Source organism: Photorhabdus aegyptia, assembly GCF_000612035.1.
Classification (GTDB): Bacteria; Pseudomonadota; Gammaproteobacteria; order Enterobacterales; family Enterobacteriaceae; genus Photorhabdus; species Photorhabdus akhurstii.
This window is the reverse complement of record NZ_JFGV01000011.1, coordinates 69,927-89,632: the sequence shown is the minus strand read 5'-3', so window position 1 is coordinate 89,632 and position 19,706 is coordinate 69,927. Positions and strand designations below refer to the sequence as shown.

At 43.2% G+C, this 19,706-nt stretch carries 20 protein-coding genes; 2 read left to right on the top strand and 18 right to left on the bottom strand.

Going from position 1 to position 19,706, the window contains the following annotated elements; genetic code table 11:
* Positions 1–521 precede the first annotated feature (521 nt).
* Genes nrdF through nrdH form a run of 4 tightly spaced genes read right to left on the bottom strand, consistent with a single transcriptional unit; the run spans position 522 to position 4,293 of the window.
* Complete coding sequence (gene nrdF / locus BA1DRAFT_RS05175; RefSeq protein ID WP_036776757.1) at positions 522–1,481, bottom strand: class 1b ribonucleoside-diphosphate reductase subunit beta; 960 nt, start codon at positions 1,479–1,481, stop codon at positions 522–524.
* Positions 1,482–1,501: 20 nt separating this feature from the next.
* A complete protein-coding gene (gene nrdE, locus BA1DRAFT_RS05170) occupies positions 1,502–3,631 on the bottom strand; it encodes a class 1b ribonucleoside-diphosphate reductase subunit alpha (protein ID WP_072164764.1) in 2,130 nt (709 codons plus the stop codon).
* 13 nt (positions 3,632–3,644) lie between these two features.
* A complete protein-coding gene (nrdI, locus tag BA1DRAFT_RS05165) occupies positions 3,645–4,049 on the bottom strand; it encodes a class Ib ribonucleoside-diphosphate reductase assembly flavoprotein NrdI (RefSeq protein ID WP_036776816.1) in 405 nt (134 codons plus the stop codon).
* Positions 4,050–4,062: 13 nt separating this feature from the next.
* On the bottom strand, positions 4,063–4,293 hold the full coding sequence (nrdH, locus tag BA1DRAFT_RS05160; protein ID WP_036776755.1) for a glutaredoxin-like protein NrdH: 231 nt from the start codon (positions 4,291–4,293) through the stop codon (positions 4,063–4,065).
* Positions 4,294–4,624: 331 nt separating this feature from the next.
* Between nrdH and BA1DRAFT_RS05155 the strand changes: the two genes are divergently transcribed.
* The gene (locus BA1DRAFT_RS05155; RefSeq protein WP_036776753.1) at positions 4,625–5,086 is read left to right on the top strand and encodes a methylated-DNA--[protein]-cysteine S-methyltransferase; all 462 of its coding nucleotides are present in this window, start codon (positions 4,625–4,627) and stop codon (positions 5,084–5,086) included.
* A 219-nt stretch (positions 5,087–5,305) separates the two neighbouring features.
* A complete protein-coding gene (gene cspE, locus BA1DRAFT_RS05150; protein WP_021323071.1) occupies positions 5,306–5,515 on the top strand; it encodes a transcription antiterminator/RNA stability regulator CspE in 210 nt (69 codons plus the stop codon).
* A gap of 76 nt (positions 5,516–5,591) precedes the next feature.
* On the opposite strand, the gene crcB is transcribed toward cspE, so the two are convergent.
* From crcB to leuS, 14 genes are all read right to left on the bottom strand, one after another.
* The gene (gene crcB, locus BA1DRAFT_RS05145; RefSeq protein ID WP_036776815.1) at positions 5,592–5,966 is read right to left on the bottom strand and encodes a fluoride efflux transporter CrcB; all 375 of its coding nucleotides are present in this window, start codon (positions 5,964–5,966) and stop codon (positions 5,592–5,594) included.
* Positions 5,967–6,105: 139 nt separating this feature from the next.
* Positions 6,106–7,071 (bottom strand): lipoyl synthase, encoded by a 966-nt coding sequence (gene lipA / locus BA1DRAFT_RS05140; protein WP_036776751.1) that lies wholly within the window; start codon positions 7,069–7,071, stop codon positions 6,106–6,108.
* Positions 7,072–7,181: 110 nt separating this feature from the next.
* Entirely contained in the window at positions 7,182–7,823 is a 642-nt protein-coding gene (gene lipB / locus BA1DRAFT_RS05135) for a lipoyl(octanoyl) transferase LipB (RefSeq protein ID WP_036776748.1), read from the bottom strand.
* Positions 7,824–7,953: 130 nt separating this feature from the next.
* Positions 7,954–8,217 (bottom strand): DUF493 family protein YbeD, encoded by a 264-nt coding sequence (gene ybeD / locus BA1DRAFT_RS05130; RefSeq protein ID WP_011145617.1) that lies wholly within the window; start codon positions 8,215–8,217, stop codon positions 7,954–7,956.
* A gap of 152 nt (positions 8,218–8,369) precedes the next feature.
* Positions 8,370–9,581, bottom strand: coding sequence for a D-alanyl-D-alanine carboxypeptidase DacA (gene dacA, locus BA1DRAFT_RS05125; RefSeq protein WP_036776813.1), 1,212 nt, complete (start codon positions 9,579–9,581; stop codon positions 8,370–8,372).
* Between the two features lie 161 nt (positions 9,582–9,742).
* Positions 9,743–10,756 carry an endolytic peptidoglycan transglycosylase RlpA gene (gene rlpA / locus BA1DRAFT_RS05120; protein ID WP_036776744.1) on the bottom strand — a complete coding sequence of 338 codons (1,014 nt, stop codon included), beginning with the start codon at positions 10,754–10,756 and terminating at the stop codon, positions 9,743–9,745.
* Positions 10,757–10,769: 13 nt separating this feature from the next.
* Complete coding sequence (mrdB, locus tag BA1DRAFT_RS05115; protein WP_036776743.1) at positions 10,770–11,882, bottom strand: peptidoglycan glycosyltransferase MrdB; 1,113 nt, start codon at positions 11,880–11,882, stop codon at positions 10,770–10,772.
* An 8-nt stretch (positions 11,883–11,890) separates the two neighbouring features.
* Positions 11,891–13,786: a peptidoglycan DD-transpeptidase MrdA gene (gene mrdA / locus BA1DRAFT_RS05110; protein ID WP_036776742.1), complete on the bottom strand. Its 1,896-nt coding sequence runs from the start codon at positions 13,784–13,786 to the stop codon at positions 11,891–11,893.
* Between the two features lie 39 nt (positions 13,787–13,825).
* Positions 13,826–14,296: a 23S rRNA (pseudouridine(1915)-N(3))-methyltransferase RlmH gene (rlmH, locus tag BA1DRAFT_RS05105; RefSeq protein ID WP_036776740.1), complete on the bottom strand. Its 471-nt coding sequence runs from the start codon at positions 14,294–14,296 to the stop codon at positions 13,826–13,828.
* 2 nt (positions 14,297–14,298) lie between these two features.
* Entirely contained in the window at positions 14,299–14,625 is a 327-nt protein-coding gene (gene rsfS / locus BA1DRAFT_RS05100; protein WP_082303637.1) for a ribosome silencing factor, read from the bottom strand.
* A gap of 98 nt (positions 14,626–14,723) precedes the next feature.
* Complete coding sequence (gene nadD, locus BA1DRAFT_RS05095) at positions 14,724–15,401, bottom strand: nicotinate-nucleotide adenylyltransferase (protein WP_051560668.1); 678 nt, start codon at positions 15,399–15,401, stop codon at positions 14,724–14,726.
* Positions 15,385–16,425, bottom strand: coding sequence for a DNA polymerase III subunit delta (gene holA / locus BA1DRAFT_RS05090; protein WP_036776734.1), 1,041 nt, complete (start codon positions 16,423–16,425; stop codon positions 15,385–15,387). Before holA ends, nadD begins: the two co-directional genes overlap by 17 nt.
* On the bottom strand, positions 16,422–16,970 hold the full coding sequence (gene lptE / locus BA1DRAFT_RS05085; protein WP_036776730.1) for an LPS assembly lipoprotein LptE: 549 nt from the start codon (positions 16,968–16,970) through the stop codon (positions 16,422–16,424). Before lptE ends, holA begins: the two co-directional genes overlap by 4 nt.
* A gap of 13 nt (positions 16,971–16,983) precedes the next feature.
* A complete protein-coding gene (gene leuS, locus BA1DRAFT_RS05080) occupies positions 16,984–19,566 on the bottom strand; it encodes a leucine--tRNA ligase (protein ID WP_036776726.1) in 2,583 nt (860 codons plus the stop codon).
* Between the last annotated feature and the right edge of the window lie 140 nt (positions 19,567–19,706).

Sequence of the window (19,706 nt, the reverse complement as noted above, 5' to 3'; positions counted from 1 at the left end):
ATATATACCCTAACATACTGAGAGAGCCTGACAACCCTATGTTAATGATAATTAATGTAAAAAATGGTAATATTAAATGATTTAAATTAGATATATTTGTAGTAATTTCATTGTTATTGGCAATTTATTTCATATAAGTCAATGTGGTTGTTGAAAGGATAATTTCATTCTATGTTGCTGTTATTAATATATTTTTACATTTTATTGCTAAATGAATTATTTGCTATGTTGTAAATAGAATCGATTATTAGTTTATAGTGTTGATTATATCTAATTGGAATGAAATTTAATTTAAAATTAATTAGCTATATTAATGTTTTTTGTTGTTTCGGATGATAATAGGAGGCAGTAATGGCAAAAAATATCCATAGAAATGGCAACAATCATGAAAAAATGCCATAAAAATATAAAGATTTTATGGCGTTTTATCGTTTAAAAAACAGGCTCAATAATATGGGCATTAAAATATTAGAGTATTATGGTTATTTTGAATTATCCTATATAAAATCAAATCATTATCTTTAGAAATTCCAATCTTCATCCTCAGTATTAACTGCTTTACCGATAACATATGATGAACCTGAGCCAGAAAAGAAGTCATGGTTTTCATTGGCATTTGGTGATAATGCAGAGAGGATTGCAGGGCTGACATCTGTCATTTCTGGAGGGAATAAGGTTTCATAGCCAAGATTCATTAACGCTTTATTGGCATTATAATGCAAGAATTTTTTAACATCTTCACTCCAGCCAATAATATCATAAAGTTCTTCTGTATATTTAATTTCATTTTCGTATAATTCTAATAATAATGAAAAAGTGAATTCTTTAATTTCTTTCTGTTCTAATGTTGAATGTTTATTTAATGATTGTTGAAATTTATATCCAATATAATAACCGTGAATGGCTTCATCCCGGATAATAAGCCGGATTAAATCGGCTGTATTTGTTAATATTCCTCGACTTGACCAATACATAGGTAAATAGAAACCCGAATAGAATAAAAATGACTCTAGAAAAACACTGGCGACTTTTTTCTTTAATGGATGATGATAACTATAATGATTTAATATAATTTTGGCTTTATTCTGTAATGAAACATTCCTTTCACTCCAGCGATAAGCATCATCCACATCAGTTGTTAGGCATAATGTTGAAAAAATCGAACTATAAGAACGCGCGTGAACAGCTTCCATAAAGCTAATATTGGACATAACCGCTTCTTCGTGAGGTGTTAGAGCATCTTCCATTAACGCTGGAGCACCAACGGTGTTCTGAATTGTGTCCAGTAGTGTCAGCCCGGTGAATACTCGAATAGTCAGCTCTTTTTCTTCTGTCGTCAGGGTATTCCATGAAGGAATGTCATTGGATAATGGAATTTTTTCCGGTAGCCAAAAATTAGTTGTCAGCCGGTTCCAAACTTCTAGATCTTTGTCATCTTCAATTCGGTTCCAGTTAATTGCGCGTATGGGATTACTAATCATAATAAATTTCCAGAATCATTTTACAGTGAGCATGAAACACAATCTTGTACTTCCGTGCCTTCCAGAGCAGTCTGTTTCAGACGGATGTAATAAAGTGTTTTAATTCCTTTACGCCAGGCATAAATTTGGGCTTTGTTAATATCACGTGTAGTGGCGTCGTCTTTGAAGAAGAGTGTCAGTGATAATCCTTGATCGATGTGTTGAGTGGCTATAGCATAAGTATCAATAATTTCTTCCGGTCCTATTTCGTAAGCATCTTGGTAATATTCAAGATTATTATTCGTCATAAATGGCGCTGGGTAATATACTCGTCCTGTTTTACCATCTTTACGGATCTCAATACGGGATACAATCGGGTGAATGCTTGAGGTTGAATTGTTGATATATGAAATAGAACCTGTAGGAGCAATGGCTTGGAGATTTTGATTGTAAATACCGTGAGTCATAATTGAGGCTTTTAATGCAAGCCAGTCTTGTTGATTAGGAATGGTTATTCCTGCTTGTTCAAACAATTGAGAGACTTTTTTTGTCTGAGGTTGCCATGCGCTTTCTGTATATTTATTGAAAAATTCACCACTGGCATAACGAGAATCTTTAAAACCTTTAAAGTAGCTATTGCGTTCAATGGCGATCTGATTGGAAGTACGCAGAGCGTGGTAAGTGACAATATAGAAATAGATATTGGTGAAATCTATTCCTTCTTCGGAACCATAATGAATTTTTTCCCTTGCCAAATAGCCGTGAAGATTCATTTGCCCCAAACCAATGGCATGAGAATCCTGATTTCCTTTTTCAATAGAAGGAACTGAACGGATATGGCTCATATCTGATACCGCGGTTAAAGCGCGGACAGCCGTTTCAATAGAGAGGGCAAAATCAGGTGAATCCATTGTATGAGCTATATTCATTGATCCCAGATTACAACTAATATCTTTCCCAATATGGCGGTAACTTAAATCATCTTCATATTCGCTGGCACTGTTAACCTGTAAAATTTCGGAACATAAATTACTCATATTAATCCGACCTTTAATTGGGTTAGCATTATTCACAGTGTCTTCATACATAATATAGGGATAGCCAGATTCGAATTGGATCTCAGCTAACGTCATGAAAAATTCACGGGCATTTATTTTTGATTTCCGAATTTGTTGGTTATTCACCATTTCAGCATATTTTTCTGTAATGCTAATTTCGGACATTGGAGCACCATAAACCCGTTGAATATCATAAGGTGAGAATAGATACATATCTTCATTATGTTTAGCCAGCTTAAAAGTGATATCAGGAATAACGACGCCAATAGAGAGTGTTTTGATACGGATTTTTTCATCGGCATTTTCCCGTTTTGTATCCAAAAAACGGAGAATATCGGGGTGATGAGCATGGAGATAAACAGCGCCTGCACCTTGGCGTGCACCGAGTTGATTGGCATATGAGAATGCATCTTCCAGCATTTTCATCACTGGGATAACACCTGATGATTGGTTTTCAATCATTTTTATCGGGGCACCCGTTTCCCGTAGGTTACTGAGTAAACATGCGACACCACCGCCACGTTTTGAAAGCTGTAATGCTGAATTCACCGAACGTCCGATGGATTCCATATTGTCTTCAATGCGCAGCAGGAAACAGGAAACCAATTCTCCTCGCTGTTTCTTACCACAATTAAGAAAGGTTGGCGTTGCTGGTTGAAAACGGCCGCTGATCATCTCGTCCACCAGACGACAAGCCAGCATCTGATCGCCTTGGGCCAGGGTCAGTGCTACCATGCATACCCGATCTTCATAGCGTTCCAGATAGCGTTTATTATCGAAGGTTTTCAGAGTATAGCCGGTGTAATATTTGAATGCGCCCAGAAAGGTTTGAAAGCGGAATTTTTTGCTATAGGCTTGCTGAAAGAGCTTTTTAATAAAAGCAAAATCGTATTGCTCCAGCACGTTTGTTTCGTAATATCCCTCTTGTTGGAGGAAATCCAGCTTCTCTTTTAAGCTATTAAAAAATAGTGTGTTTGGATTTACATGCTGGCGAAAATAGTAATGAGTAGCCAGTTTGTCTTTATCAAATTGCATCTTTCCTTCACTATCGTACAGATTGAGCAAGGCATTTAAAGCATGATAATCCTGTTGTGCATTAATTTGAAAAGTCATAATTACCTATTCTCTAATGAATCAGTTGCCAGAATCTTTGAATACCTTGGCGTACCCGTTGTACATCTTCTTCAGTGCCCAACAGTTCAAAACGGTATAGGAGGGGGATTTGACATTTCTCTGAAATTATCCGTCCAGCTATGCCGTAAGCTTCGCCAAAGTTTGTATTCCCGGCCGCGATGACTCCCCGGATTAGCGCCCGGTTTTCGGCGATATTTAGAAATCGAATCACTTGTGGTGGAACGGCGCCTTTAGCACTACCACCGCTATAACTGGGTGTCAGTAAAATGTAAGGAGAAGTTACATTTAATAGGTTACCCGATTGATTGATCGGAATACGAAGGGCTGGTATCTCCAGTTTCTGAACAAATCTATGGCTATTACTGGACGAACTGGAGAAATAGATCAGCGGATTTATATTCATAATAAACCTACAAATTCTCAGTTAATGCGTTGATTTTATCTGGACGAAATCCTGACCAATGCTGTGTGTCCGTGACAACCACAGGAACTTGCTGATAGCCCATAGCACGGATAGTCGCTAAAGCCTGCGGGTTTTCGGTCAAATCGACAATCTGATAAGGAATGTTTCTTCGGCTTAGCGCTTGATAGGTTGCGTTGCATTGTACACAGTCTGGTTTGCTATAAATGGTAATGCTCATTAACGACTCCTTTGTCAGTTTGTGGGCATGCAATGGCAAAATTTGGTTCATGAGTAATAATTTTACTAAAGGCCATAACTTGAGCTATACTATATGTAGTGAAATTTTATTTCAACCATACTATATATGGTGTTAATTTTACATCGAGTGACTATCATTAAAATTACAATGTGAGTTATTCTCTGTTTGTTGGCCGGCTTTTCGCCTTTAGACAAGTTTAAGTTTTCTAGTCGGTGGTAAGGGAGCAACTGAATTCATCATTGCAATTTGTCGAAAAGACGATTTACTCTAATCCCTATAATGATTGATATTTTTTTCAATGGAGGTGGTTATGTATCATCACTATTTTGATACACCCAAAGGATTCCCTAAACCGTATATTCATATCACTGCGGATGATAAGGGGGTGACCAGTCTATATTTTGTTGATGAAAAAACAGCGCCCGAAGTAAAAAATGATATTACCAAGCAGTGCGTGAAAGAGTTACGGGGATATTTTGCGGGTAAGCGTACTGAGTTTTCTGTTCCACTCAACCCGGCAGGAACTGAATTCCAGCAGCGTGTATGGTTACAGCTATGTAAGATCCCATTTGGAGAAGTGTGGAGTTATAAGCAACTTTCATTAGCATTAGGTTCAGTTAATTATTGCCGCGCGGTAGGAATGGCTAATTCTCGTAATCCGATCTCATTAATTGTGCCTTGCCATCGTGTTATTGGACATGATGGTAAATTGGTGGGATATACCGGAGGCTTGAATATTAAAAGCTGGCTATTGGAACATGAAAAAGCCTAGTCATTTGTTTATTGGGTAAATTGTGTGATAAAAGACCAAGGAGGGTTATAGATATTTATATATGTGTATTATTTAGTGGTAAAACTAAATTAAAGATAACATCTATCGTATTTTATTATGCTTTTCGTGATCTTGGTTGTAGACAGTGAACCAACTTATTTGCTGTACTGTATGCGACACAGATTTTGTGTCTTAATTTTCACGTTAAAGGTAAGTTTGATGTCAAAAATTAAAGGTAACGTTAAGTGGTTTAATGAATCTAAAGGATTCGGGTTTATCACTCCAGAAGATGGTAGCAAAGACGTATTTGTGCATTTCTCTGCTATTCAGAGTAACGGATTTAAAACTTTGGCAGAAGGTCAAAAAGTAGAGTTTGAAATCACTGACGGCGCTAAAGGTCCATCTGCTGTAAACGTTGTCGCTATCTGATTTTAACTCCGTATTTCGAAAACCCGTTATTTCAACGGGTTTTTTTTGGCTTGTGTGATATGCAGATAATTTTAATTTAAAGTTCACGCATCAATACAAAAGCTAACACGGTCATTAATAATGAGCCAAAAAGATTAAGCAAAACTGTTCCCAGCGCCCATCCTAGTTTTCCTTCCTGTAACAAATAAACCACTTCAACAGAAAAGGTGGAAAAGGTTGTTAAACCTCCACAAAAACCGGTGGTCAACATCAATTTCCAGGCCGGATCGAGATGGGTAGATTTATTAAAATAGGCCAATCCTAGTCCGATAATTAATGCACCGATACAGTTAACAGTAAGGGTGCCAATCGCGATATTAGAAGAAATATTATTAAGGCGGAGGCTGATAAACCAGCGTAATACGCTGCCTAAGCCGCCTCCGATAAATACCGCCAGAATAATATTAGTCATAATATACCCGTCATCTTTCAAGCTGCCTCTTTGTTGGCTGCACTCGCTCACCCCGGTCACATAGTTTGCTATGCTCCCGGGGATTCACTCCCTTGCCGTCGCGATGCAGCTTGAAATCCATAGGGTATAAGAAACTGGGTTATTTGACCTCTTCACCTCTGGCTTGCAAGTCAGCATGATAAGAAGAACGAACAAATGGACCGCAGGCGGCATGGGTGAATCCCATAGCTAACGCTTCTTCTTTCATCTCATCAAATTCCTGTGGGCTGACGTAGCGCTGTACTGGCAAATGATGACGACTAGGCTGTAGATATTGGCCCAAGGTCAGCATGGTAACACCGTGGCGGCGCAGATCACGCATAACATCAAGAATTTCTTCGTTGGTTTCACCGAGGCCGACCATTAGACCCGATTTGGTTGGAATATCAGGGTGGGCTTCTTTAAACTTTTCAAGTAATTTTAGTGACCACTCATAGTTTGCTCCAGGGCGCACTTGACGGTAAACCCGAGGTACGTTTTCCAGATTATGGTTAAAGACGTCGGGTGGTGTTGCTGTCAGTATTTCAAGTGCGCGATCCATACGTCCACGGAAATCAGGCACTAAGGTTTCGATTTTAATGGATGGATTTTTTTCACGAATAGCAGAAATGCAGTCAGCAAAGTGTTGAGCGCCACCGTCACGTAGGTCATCACGGTCAACGGAGGTGATGACAACGTAGCGCAGAGCCATATCTTTGATGGTTTGTGCCAGTTTTACCGGTTCGTTGGTGTCAGGCGCCATTGGGCGGCCGTGTGCAACATCACAGAAAGGGCAACGGCGGGTGCAAATTGCGCCAAGGATCATAAAGGTTGCTGTACCGTGATTGAAACATTCAGCCAGGTTAGGGCAGGACGCTTCTTCACAGACGGAATGTAGACCATTTTTGCGCATGGCGGATTTGATGCCCTGAATGCGGCTGGAATCCGCAGGAAGTTTGATTTTCATCCACTCAGGTTTACGCAAGATTTCTGTACGTTCGGTCATCACTGTTTTGACCGGGATCAGCGCCATTTTGTCTGCGTCGCGGTACTTAATGCCACGTTCCATCTGAATTGGTTTACTCATAATCGTGCTGGTTCCAGTGTTAAATTCATCAGGTTGAGATTTATCATTCAGTCTACTGTATGACAAACCATTAAAAAATTTTTGAAAAATGTTAAAAAATTATAGCATCTTTAATTGTTCAATTTAAATCCTAACTGCTGGCAAAATTTCTCCACCAGAATAGGCTGTACTTGCTCAACAGTAATTCCGGGAACTAACTCACTGAGTTGAATCATTTTCATGCCGGCATAGCCACAAGGATTAATACGCAAAAAGGGTTCTAAATCCATTGCGATATTGAGGGCTAACCCGTGGAAAGAACAACCTTTGCGTATCCGTAATCCAAGAGAGCAAATTTTGGCTTCATTGACGTAGACACCGGGAGCATCCGGGCGGGCATAGGCTTCCACACCAAAGTGAGCAAGGGTTTTAATGACAGTATCCTCTATCGCCGTAACCAATTGCCGTACACCAATTTTGGCGCGTTTGATGTCAATCATGACATACATAACCTGTTGACCAGGGCCATGATAGGTGACTTGTCCACCACGATCGGATTGAATAATCGGAATATCACCGAGGGATAGCAAATGTTCAGCTTTACCTGCTTGTCCTTGAGTAAAGACTTTTGGATGCTGTACCAGCCAGATTTCATCAGGTGTATTAATATCTCGCTGCTCAGTGAATAAGTGCATTGCATCAGAAATCGGCCCGTAGGGTTGTATTCCTAATTGACGTAAGAAAATCGTTTTATGTTGCAATTGAAACTTCATTTGATAGCTATAAGATTTGGTCAGTATAACCCTCGGAAGAGGTTCTCTCCAGTTTAGTGCGCTTGAAATAGTGGTATTTCTGATAGATAAAGAATCCCCTGTGAAATTATAGGGGATTTCTCTGCTTCTATTACAGCACGACCCGTACCAATTCAAGGTTACCTAACTCTTCATACAGCGTTTCTACCTGTTCAATATGGGTTGCATTGATGGTAATGGATACTGAGTGGTAGTTGCCTTTGCTGCTTGGTTTCACTTGTGGAGAGTAATCGCCCGGTGCATGGCGTTGAACTACTTCAACGACCTGATTGACTAGCTCAGGCTCCGCCAGGCCCATCACTTTGTAAGTGAATGAACAAGGGAACTCAAGTAGTTCATTTAATTTCGTTTTCATGGGCGCTCCTGTTTTTGCTTTCCGCGATCGTACGGTCAGTTTCTTCTGTAAAATTTGATACTTTCCCCCGCCTTAAAACGCGGGGGACTTACTGCGATTGGGCGGTAGCCCGATTCGCTTTGGTGGGGTTTATCGCTTAATTATCTCAAGAATTAGCCAAACCAATGATGAAATAGTAGCTTGATGTAATCGATAAAGCGGCTAAAGATGCCGCCTTCTTTTACTTCATTCATGACGACTAAAGGCCGCTGTTCAATAGTCTTACCATCAAGTTGAAAGTTGATAGTACCCACGACTTGATCTTTCGCCAGTGGTGCATGTAATTCACTATTATTCATGACATAGCTGGCTTTCAGATCTTTCAGACGACCACGGGGAATAGTCAGATAAACATCTTTATCAACACCTAACTGAACCCTATCGTTATCGCCAAACCAGACTGGTTCAGAAGCGAACTCTTTGTTTGCTTGCAGAGGAGCAACAGTTTCGAAGAAACGAAAACCCCAGGTCAGTAGTTTCTTACTTTCTGTTTCTCGGCCTTTGTAAGTGTGGCCGCCTAATACCGCAGAAATCAGACGCATATCGCCTTCCGTTGCAGAAGCGACCAGGTTATAACCCGCTGCGCTAGTGTGACCGGTTTTGATACCATCGACATTCAAGCTTTTATCCCACAACAAGCCGTTACGGTTTGTTTGACGGATATTGTTGTAGGTAAACTCTTTTTCTTTATAGATGGCGTACTCTTCGGGAACATCACGGATCAGCGCTTGACCAATCAGCGCCATATCACGGGCAGAGCTGTATTGGCCTTCTGCATCCAAGCCATGAACGGTTTTGAAATTCGTATTCTTTAATCCAAGTGATTTTACATAACCATTCATTAAGTTAACGAAAGACTCTTGGCTGCCGGCAACATAATCTGCCATTGCAACACAGGCATCGTTACCGGATTGCAGGTTTATACCGCGGGATAACATAGAAACCGAGACCTGATCGCCTGGCTTGAGGAACATCAGGGAAGAGCCTTTAAATACCGGATTACCTGTTGCCCATGCGTCAGTGCCAACGGTGACCATATCATTTGGATGGATTTTGCCTGATTTAATTGCTTGACCAATGACATAACTGGTCATCATTTTTGTCAGACTGGCAGGATCACGGTGTGCATCTGCATTCATTTCGGCTAGCACTTTGCCTGAATTGTAATCGATAAGGATATAAGCTTCCGCGTCGATCTGAGGCACGCCTGGGATCATCGTTTTCAGGTTGATATCATTTCCATCGGCAAAGGCAGAAGCACTTATTGCCAGCGCGACACCCAAGGTGGCGCTTTTTATAAAATGAAAAGTGGTTGTATATTTCATGGTCGGTTGGACAGCATCCGTGAGAAAAGGTTGATATCGAGTCACATCATAGCAAATGAAAAAAATAGTGACATTGCCAAATTTTGACAAGACTCGGGTTTACATTTTTTTACTCCTCTTACTGATATCTGAATCAAAGTGAGATATCAGTAAGAGAACGATTAAGGGCTGACGATAAAAGAAGACTGTTGTATCTGGTCAGCCAGTTTTTGTTGTAAATCGGCAGCTTGCTGGCGATTGTTGAATGGCCCCAACTGTACACGATAAACGTTACTATGTTGAGTTACGCGTCCTTGAACATTAAAGCGTTGCGCCAGTGTTTGTTGCCACTCTTTTGCTCGTTGCTCACTGCTAACAGCGCCAACCTGAACCATAAAACCGTTCGCTGAGGCGGCTGTCGGTGCTGTTACTATCGAAGTACTGTTTGTAACAGGTTTAGGGGGTTGCAGCTTCATTGCGGGTAGTTGCCCGGTAGTTTCCGGTTGTGCCAGCAATGATTGAGTTTGTTCCACCGGCTGATTTGTTAAAGGCTGGCTGCCGGTCTGATCAGGGACATTCTCCATTGTTGGTGTTCCTAGTGGGCTGCTTGTCAGCGTGGGTCTACCCGGTAGAGCGTAACTCTGTTTAACTATCTGGCTGCCAATGGTACCGGGACCAGACACAGAACCGTCTTGGGCCACCTCAATAAAATCAACCTTAACTTTGGTACTTTGCGTCAGGTTTAAGCGTTCAGCGGAAGCCTTCGATAGCTCGATAATTCGTCCAGGTTTATAAGGACCACGGTCATTGACTCTAACGATCATCATACGGCCATTGCTCAAGTTGGTCACACGGACATAACTTGGAATTGGCAGGGTAGGATGGGCGGCTGTCAGCGCATAAGGATTGAAACGCTCACCAATTGCGGTCATTTTGCCGCTAGATTCTTCACCGTACCAACTCGCGTAGCCAGTTTCACTGAATTGAGACGGATTTTGCACAATGTGATAAGTATGTCCGTTCATCTGATAATCATTATTGGCGCTAGGGTGATAAGGCTCGTAGCGAGGTTCTGCTCCCAGAACATCCTGCGTTGGTACTGCTGCTGGTAACGGGGAAGGTTTTTGTTTGTCAGGAGTAGTACAGCCGGATAGCAGGGCTGCAATCATGCCAAGTATAAGCCAGTGTTGACGCATTGAAACCTCTTCTCTATAAACTTTTAGACAACAATTTTCGGTGTGTGTGAATCGACATGATAATGCCGAAACCAGCCATTAAGACGATTAACGCTGAGCCGCCATAACTGACAAATGGCAAAGGAACGCCTACTACAGGCAGAATACCACTCACCATGCCGATATTGACGAAGATATAAACAAACAGGATTAACACCAGGCCGCCAACCATAACCCGGCCAAAAGTGTTCTGTGCCTTGGTTGCTATGACCAGTCCACGCAGAATTAATAACATATATAATGTTAATAACAGTAATACGCCAATTAAACCAAGTTCTTCCGACAGTACGGCAAATATGAAATCTGTATGACGTTCCGGCAGAAATTCCAGTTGAGATTGTGTTCCTAATAGCCAGCCTTTACCTGATAAGCCACCGGAGCCAATTGCGATTTTTGATTGAATAATGTGGTAACCCTTACCTAGCGGATCGCTTTCTGGATCAAGTAGCATCATGACGCGATCACGCTGATAGCCATGCATCAGGAAGAACCACAAAATGGGGATAAAGCAGGCTAATAGTAGAGCTGCAATACCGATCAATCGCCAACTCATGCCAGAAAGGAACAAGACAAACAGGCCAGAAGCCGCGATCAGAATTGAAGTCCCTAGGTCTGGTTGAGCGGCAACCAGTAGAGTAGGCAGAAAAATGAGCATCAGAGCAATGGTGGTATTTTTCAGCGAGGGCGGGCATAAATCGCGGTTCATAAAGCGTGCGATCATCAGTGGTACTGCGATTTTGGCGATCTCAGAAGGTTGGAAGCGGATGATGCCTAAATCCAGCCAGCGTTGTGCGCCTTTACTTATTTGCCCGAAAGCGTCGACAAAAATCAGTAAAATGACACAAACAATATAGAGATGGGGTGCCCAGCTTTCATAAACTCTTGGCGGAATCTGCGCCATGATGAGCATGACAACCAGTCCGGCGCCAATTTGACCAACTTTGCGTTCCATCATACCCATATCTTGACCGCTGGCGCTCCACATAACAAAAGCGCTGTATATCAGCAATGCCAAAATGCACAGGAGTAACGGTAGGTCGATATGTAATCTGGTCCAGAGAGGAACCCTTTTTTGGTTTTCTGTCATGGTGTTAATCAGTCACTTTCTGTTCCGGGGGGAGTCGGGACCGCATTCGGCAATGTTGTGTTGTTATCCCCTAATAGTACATGGTCGAGGATTTGGCGAACAAGGGTTCCTACTGCTGGACCTGCGCCACCATTCTCTAAAATAATGGAAAGAGCTACGGTCGGATTTTCATAAGGCGCGAAAGCAATCATCAGCTTATGATCCCGTAAATGCTCTGCAATTTTACTGGCATTGTAGGTTTCATAACTGTAGACCTGTGCTGTTCCCGATTTGGCCGCTGCTTTATAAGGCGTGCCGGTAAAACTCTTGTGGCCGGTACCGTTTGGCAAGTTGGCAACACCGTACATGCCACTTTTTGCCAATTCCCAATATCCTGAATGGATATCGCCAATCTGGATATTTTCTGTTTGTTGATAAGGGATCATCTGACCTTTCAGCTTCTTGCTTAGCAGCAGATGTGGTGTTTTTACATTACCATCGTTAATTAAAGTTATCAGCGCTTTCACCATTTGAATGGGGGTTGCTGTCCAATATCCTTGGCCGATGCCAACAGGAATGGTATCTCCTTGGTACCAAGGTTTTTTATATTTCCTTTGTTTCCATTCGCGAGTAGGCATGATACCGGTGCGTTCTTCGGCCAGGTCGATGCCAGTGTATTCGCCATAGCCAAACTTGGTCATCCATTCAGATAGACGATCAATTCCCATATCATAGGCAACTTGATAAAAGAAAGTATCCGCTGATTCTACAATGGCTCTATGCGGATTGAGACTACCATGTCCCCAACGTTTCCAGTCACGGTAGCGTTTTTCTGAACCCGGTAATTGCCACCAACCCGGATCAAAAATGGTGGTATTTTTATTGATCACGCCTGTGCTTAGTGCTGCAACAGTAATGAAAGGTTTCACTGTCGAAGCTGGAGGGTAGATCCCTTGAGTAGCACGATTAATAAGCGGTCTATCAGGGTTGTTTAATAATTCCTGGTAGTTCTTATTGGAGATGCCGTTTACGAATAGGTTTGGATCATAGCTTGGGTTAGATACCAGCGCCAGAATTTCCCCATTACGTGGATCACTGACAACGACCGCAGCACGGCTGGTTGTGAGGAGTTTCTCAATGTAGATCTGCAATTCGAGATCGATAGTGAGGTAAATATCTTGTCCGGCCTGCGGTGGTTGTTCATGTAATTGGCGTATTACCCGGCCTCGGTTATTCACTTCGACTTCTTCGTAACCTGTTTTGCCGTGTAAAACAGCTTCATAGTAGCGTTCAATACCCAGTTTGCCGATGTCATGGGTAGCGGCATAATTAGGTAAAATACCTTCTTTATCCAATCGTTCTACATCTTTATCATTAATTTTAGCCACATAGCCGATGATATGTGTCAGTGCTGAACCATAAGGATAGAAGCGGCGTTGGTAACCTTTTATTTCAAAACCAGGGAAACGGTATTGGTTAACAGCAAAGCGTGCGACTTGAATATGATCAAGCGACGTTTTTAGTGGGATAGAGGTAAATCGGCGCGAACGCTTACGCTCTTTTTCAAAGTTGGCAATGTCTTCGTCAGTCAGATCGATAACATTACGTAAATCATTCAGCGTTTGCTCAAGGTTTTCTACCTTTTCGGGGATGATTTCCAACTGGTAGATGGTTCGATTAAGCGCCAATGGGGTGCCGTTACGGTCATAGATGATACCGCGGCTTGGCGCAATTGGAACCAGTTTAATACGGTTTTCGTTTGAACGGGTTTGATAGTCTTCGTGGCGAGTAATTTGTAAATGGTAAAGATTGGCAATCAGGATACCAGTCAGTACCAGGATGATAATAAACGCCACCAATGCGCGGCGAGCAAATAGGGCTGATTCAGCCGTATAATCACGAAAAGGGGTACGTTTATTTTTCATCCCATTGCCAGAATTCGCTTTTATCCGTTGATAACCAAATTATTCCCGATGATAGGGATGATTGGTGGTAATGCTCCATGCCCGGTACAGGCTTTCCGCAACCAAAACCCGGACCAGAGGATGGGGTAAGGTCAGCGGTGACAGTGACCAGCTTTGTTCTGCGACAGCTTTACATGCTGGAGCGAGACCTTCTGGCCCGCCTATCAATAAGCTGACATCTCTACCATCTCGTTTCCAATGCTCAAGTTGTTGCGCCAGTTGAGGTGTTTCCCAACGGGAACCCGGAATGTCCAAGGTAACAATACGGTTGCCTTTGCCAATAGCGGCCAGCATCTGTTCGCCTTCTTTTTCCAGAATGCGCTTAATATCTGCATTCTTGCCCCGTTTGCCCGCCGGAATTTCTACCAATTCAAACGGCATATCTTTGGGAAAACGGCGCAGATAATCGATAAAGCCGGCCTGTATCCAGTCCGGCATTTTTGTACCTACAGCGATTAATTGCAGCTTCAAACTCAGCTCCAGAGCTTTTCAAGTTCATACATGCGGCGGCTCTCTTCTTGCATGACATGTACGATAACTTCACCGAGGTCTACGACGATCCAGTCAGATATGCCTTGTCCTTCAACGCCAAGTGGGATCAGGCCGCTGGCACGACAGTCATCAACCAGATTATCTGCGACAGACATCAGGTGGCGGTTGGAAGTTCCGGTACAGATAATCATACAATCGGTAATACTGGATTTCCCTTGAACATCCAGGGAAACGATATCCTGTGCTTTGGAGTTTTCAAGCTTATCAATAACAAACTGTTGGAGTTCTTTACCTTGCAAAAGGCTCATCCTTATTTTTTATCACAATTGATTAAATAGTGCGGAATAATAGCATGTCAGGTCACTTAAGGGTAAGCCAACTAAGCGACTAATCGAGGCAGATTTCGCTATTGGCGATATAACCCCTGTGAGTCTATATACTTTTGCACTGAAAGGGGGAGTAAATCGTCACAACTTAACCCTTGCTGGTGGCGTTGACGGATATCTGTTGCTGAGATAGGCAGCAGCGGTGTATCCGCCAGATAGATATAACCGTTAGGTTGACTACCAAGCTGGTTTGGATCGCGGATTTGATGTTCTGTAAACCATTGTTGCATTTCAGTTGTGGAAAACTGGGTCTGATAACCTGGACGAGCGCAAACCAATAAATGACAGAGGCTCAGCAGTTCTTGCCAACGATGCCAAGTATGCAGTGATAATAAAGCATCTTGGCCGATTATAAATGCCAGTGGTTGTTTGTTGCCAAGTTCCTGACGGAATGACTCTAGCGTATCAATTGTGTAGGAGGGCGTGGTGCGCTCCAGTTCACGCCTATCGATGGTAAACAGAGGGTTATCTTGTACAGCCAGTTGTACCATTTCAAGCCGCTGTTGTGCGGAGGCTTCTGGTTGTGGGCGGTGTGGTGGGACGTGATTTGGTAGTAAAATCACTTGTTTCAGACCAGTTTGATATGCCAGGGTTTCAACTGGTTGTAAATGCCCATAATGGATGGGATCGAATGTTCCACCAAATAATGCTTGAATAACGGGTTGTTTGGGGCAAGTAGAATTAGTGGTATGAGGCATTAAGAAAGCTCTCAGGTAAGGTTTTTCCACATAACAGCATGGAAAGAGTTTCTAAATCTGACCAAATAGACTGGCCGTAATCCTGTTTGATTTGGCGTTCCATCTGTACAAGTAAATGAAGTGCTCGCTGCAAATCATGTTGAGTGAGACGTTGCAGCGCACTTGTCAGTAATGGGCGACGGTTTTGCCATACTCGATGCTGATCTAACAGCGTTTTCATTGGAGTTGTGGTACTTTGGCGTTTCAGCGTGAGTAGCAGCAGCAATTCTCTCTGTACGGTACGTAATAGAATAACAGCTTCGCAATCTTCTTGTTTTAACTGTTTCAGAATATGCCAGGTTCGTTTTGCTTTACCCGCTAATAACGCGTCTACCCAGTGATAAGGTGTAAAGTGAGCCGCATCATTCACTGCATTTTCAATACGATGTAAGGTCAGTTTACCATCAGGGTATAGCAGCGAGAGTCGCTCAAGTGCCTGAGCTAACGCCAATAAATTTCCTTCATAGCAGTAACACAGTAGTTGATTGGCCTGTTCTTCCAGCGTCAATTTCATAGCTTTGGCCCGTTGTGCAACCCATTGCGGCAGACGGTGCTGTTCGGGGGGCTGACAACTGACATAAACACCGTTTTTTCCTAGTGCTTTGAACCAGTTACTGTTCTCCTGAGCCTTGGTCAATTTCAGACCACGTAGTATTAACAGTATATCTGGATGAAGAAGCCCTGCCAGTTTTACCAGTTGTTCAGCCATTGCTGCGTTAGGGCCACTTTCAGGCAGAAGCAAAGTGAGTGTTTGGCGGCTAGCAAATAGACTTAATGACTGACAGATACCAAATATCTCGTCCCATTCGGTATGGTTGTCCAGTGTATAGGTGAAGTGTTCAGTGAATGCGTGTTTTTCAGCAGCCTTACGGATATGATCCTGGCTTTCCTGTAATAGTAGGGGTTCATTACCCCATATCAGATAACAGTTTCGCAGCCCCTCATTGAGCTGCGAAATCAGTTGTTCGGGATAGAGTTTGATCATTGTGCTTGCGCAGCTTGCTGTCCCGCCTGTTTTTCTCTGGCTTTCTGTTCTTCTGCGTTGTGAACAGTCAATAACTGACGAACGAGTCGGCGAGCGGCTTGTTCACGCATTTCCTGATTGATTATCTCGTTTTCAGCATCTTTCGCCAGGGCCTCTAATGGGTTGTCGAAAAAAGAGCGGTCAACCCTGGATCGCAACGGATATACGCTGCCATCTGGCATAATGACTTGTGCATCAACGTACAGTGTCAATTGGCGTTCGGCAGCCTTACCATCTTGGAAAACAGAGACCGTATCTTTATTTTCAGAAGAGCCGATTATCTTCAAAATAGGAATATCCGCGCTACCATCCTCAAGGATAGTGACGTTATTCAGACGAAGCTGTTGGCGAACAGAACGAGCTAGTGGCCCATATGGGTCACTGCTTGTTAATTGCAGCTTTTTGAGTTCCGGTGGCACCTGAGTGGTGCCGCGCAGATGAAAACCGCAGCCAGCGGTGACTAACACCGCCAACCCCAGCAACAACGTTAAAATACGATGTCGCACATTGCCTCCTTTATCAGCCGACGACCAGATTCAGCAGTTTGCCTGGTACATAAATGACTTTGCGAATAGTGACGCCTTCAAGGTATTTCGCCACACCATACTCTTGTGCCGCCAGATCATGAACATATTCTTTCGTCGCATCGGCTGGCACAGTAACACGACCACGCACTTTACCATTGACTTGAATGACGACTAACTTAGTATCGTCAACCATTGCCTGTTCATCAGCTTGCGGCCAATCAGCCGTATCAATATCACCTTTACCGCCCAGAGCTTGCCACATAATAAAGCAAGCATGAGGAGTTATTGGTGACAACATACGGACAACCGCTAACAGAGCCTCTTGCATCAGAGCGCGATCTTGCTCAGTTTCCTGTGGCGCACGGGTCAGTTTATTCATTAATTCCATTACCGCAGCGATAGCAGTATTGAATGCCTGGCGGCGACCAACATCATCTGTGACTTTAGCGATGGTTTTGTGCAGATCACGGAATAGATCTTTTTGTTCCACTGTCAGGTTTGTGATGTCCAGCGGTTGAGTTGCCCCTTTGCTGCTATGTTCATAAACCAGACGCCACACACGTTTCAGAAAGCGATTTGCCCCTTCAACGCTGGATTCTTGCCATTCCAGCGTCAGCTCTGGCGGCGCAGCGAACATCATAAACAGGCGAACGGTATCAGCACCATATTTTTCTACCATCAATTGTGGATCAATACCGTTGTTCTTGGATTTAGACATTTTGCTCATGCCGGTATAAACCAGCTCATGGCCTTCTTTATCCGTCGCTTTAACGATACGTCCTTTATCATCACGCTCAACAATAGTATCAGCTGGGGAAACCCAGATTTTTTCACCATTTTTGCCGGTGTAATAAAAAGCATCGGCGAGAACCATGCCCTGACATAACAGGCGCTTAGCGGGTTCATTGGAATTGACCAAGCCTGCATCACGCATCAGTTTATGGAAGAAACGGAAATACATCAGATGCATGATGGCATGTTCGATACCACCGATGTATTGGTCAACTGGCAGCCAATAGTTAGCTGCTGCTGGATCGAGCAAGCCTTTGTCATAATCTGGACAGGTGTAGCGAGCGTAGTACCAGGAAGATTCCATAAAGGTATCGAAAGTATCTGTCTCACGTAGTGCTGGCTGTCCGTTGATAGTGGTTTTTGCCCATTCAAGATCAGCTTTAATTGGGCTGGTGATGCCATCCATTTTGACATCTTCCGGCAGAATAACAGGCAGTTGATCTGCTGGAACCGGAACAACCGTGCCATCTTCCAGCGTTGCCATTGGAATAGGAGCGCCCCAGTAACGTTGACGGGAAACTCCCCAGTCACGCAGGCGATAGTTGACTTTACGCTTACCTACGCCCATTTCCACCAATTTATCAGCAATGGCATTAAAACCGGCCTCATGATTCAGACCGCTAAATTCACCGGAATTAAACAGGACATTTTTATCTGTTACCGGGGCTTCATGAACATTTGGTTCATTACCTTCACTGTCCAGAATAACGGCTTTCATTGGCAGGTTATATTTTGTCGCAAATTCCCAATCGCGTTGATCGTGGCCGGGAACTGCCATGACGGCACCGGTGCCGTATTCCATCAGGACAAAGTTTGCAACCCAGATTGCCACTTTCTCTTTGGTCAATGGATGAATAGCAAACATACCGGTTGCCATGCCTTTCTTCTCCATTGTTGCCATTTCTGCTTCTGCAACTTTGGTATTACGGCACTCATCAATGAAAGCAACCAGTTCAGGGTTATTTTCTGCTGCTTGTTTTGCCAGAGGATGGCCTGCGGCAACCGCAACGTAAGTGGCGCCGAGGAACGTGTCAGGACGGGTAGTATAGACGGTCAGCTTCTCCTGACTATCAACCACATCAAAAGTGATTTCTACCCCTTCGGAGCGACCAATCCAGTTGCGCTGCATGGTTTTGACCTGTTCAGGCCACTCTTCCAGCATATCCAGATCATTTAACAACTCTTCGGCATAATCAGTGATCTTGATAAACCATTGCGGAATTTCTTTACGTTCAACTTTAGTGTCACAACGCCAACAACAGCCATCGACCACTTGTTCATTAGCTAGAACGGTCAGATCGTGAGGGCACCAGTTAACAGCGGAGGTCTTTTTATAAACCAGACCCTTTTCATACAATTTAGTGAAGAACCACTGTTCCCAACGGTAATATTCCGGGGTACAGGTTGTGACTTCACGATCCCAATCGTAACCGAAGCCCAGTGTTTTCAACTGACCTTTCATATATTCGATGTTGGCATAGGTCCACTGAGCAGGCGCGGTATTGTTTTTGACCGCGGCGCCTTCCGCAGGCAGTCCAAACGCATCCCAACCGATAGGTTGTAGGACATTTTTACCCAGCATACGCTGGTAGCGGGAGATAACGTCGCCGATAGTGTAGTTGCGTACATGGCCCATGTGTAGTCGGCCAGAAGGGTAAGGTAGCATGGACAGGCAGTAATATTTTTCTTTACTGTTATCTTCTGTCACTTTAAAAGTTTGCTTCTCTTGCCAATGAAGCTGAACTTGCGGCTCTATATCTTCTGGACGGTATTGTTCTTGCATGGCACCGATAATCCTATGGTGAGTAAAAAGCTACGCTTGTAGCAATCATTTAGTTGGTAAAATATGAGATCGGCATAGCATATCTGATTTGATATATAAGAAACAGTGGTTCTGAGGGAAAATCCGATGGCGACGGGTGT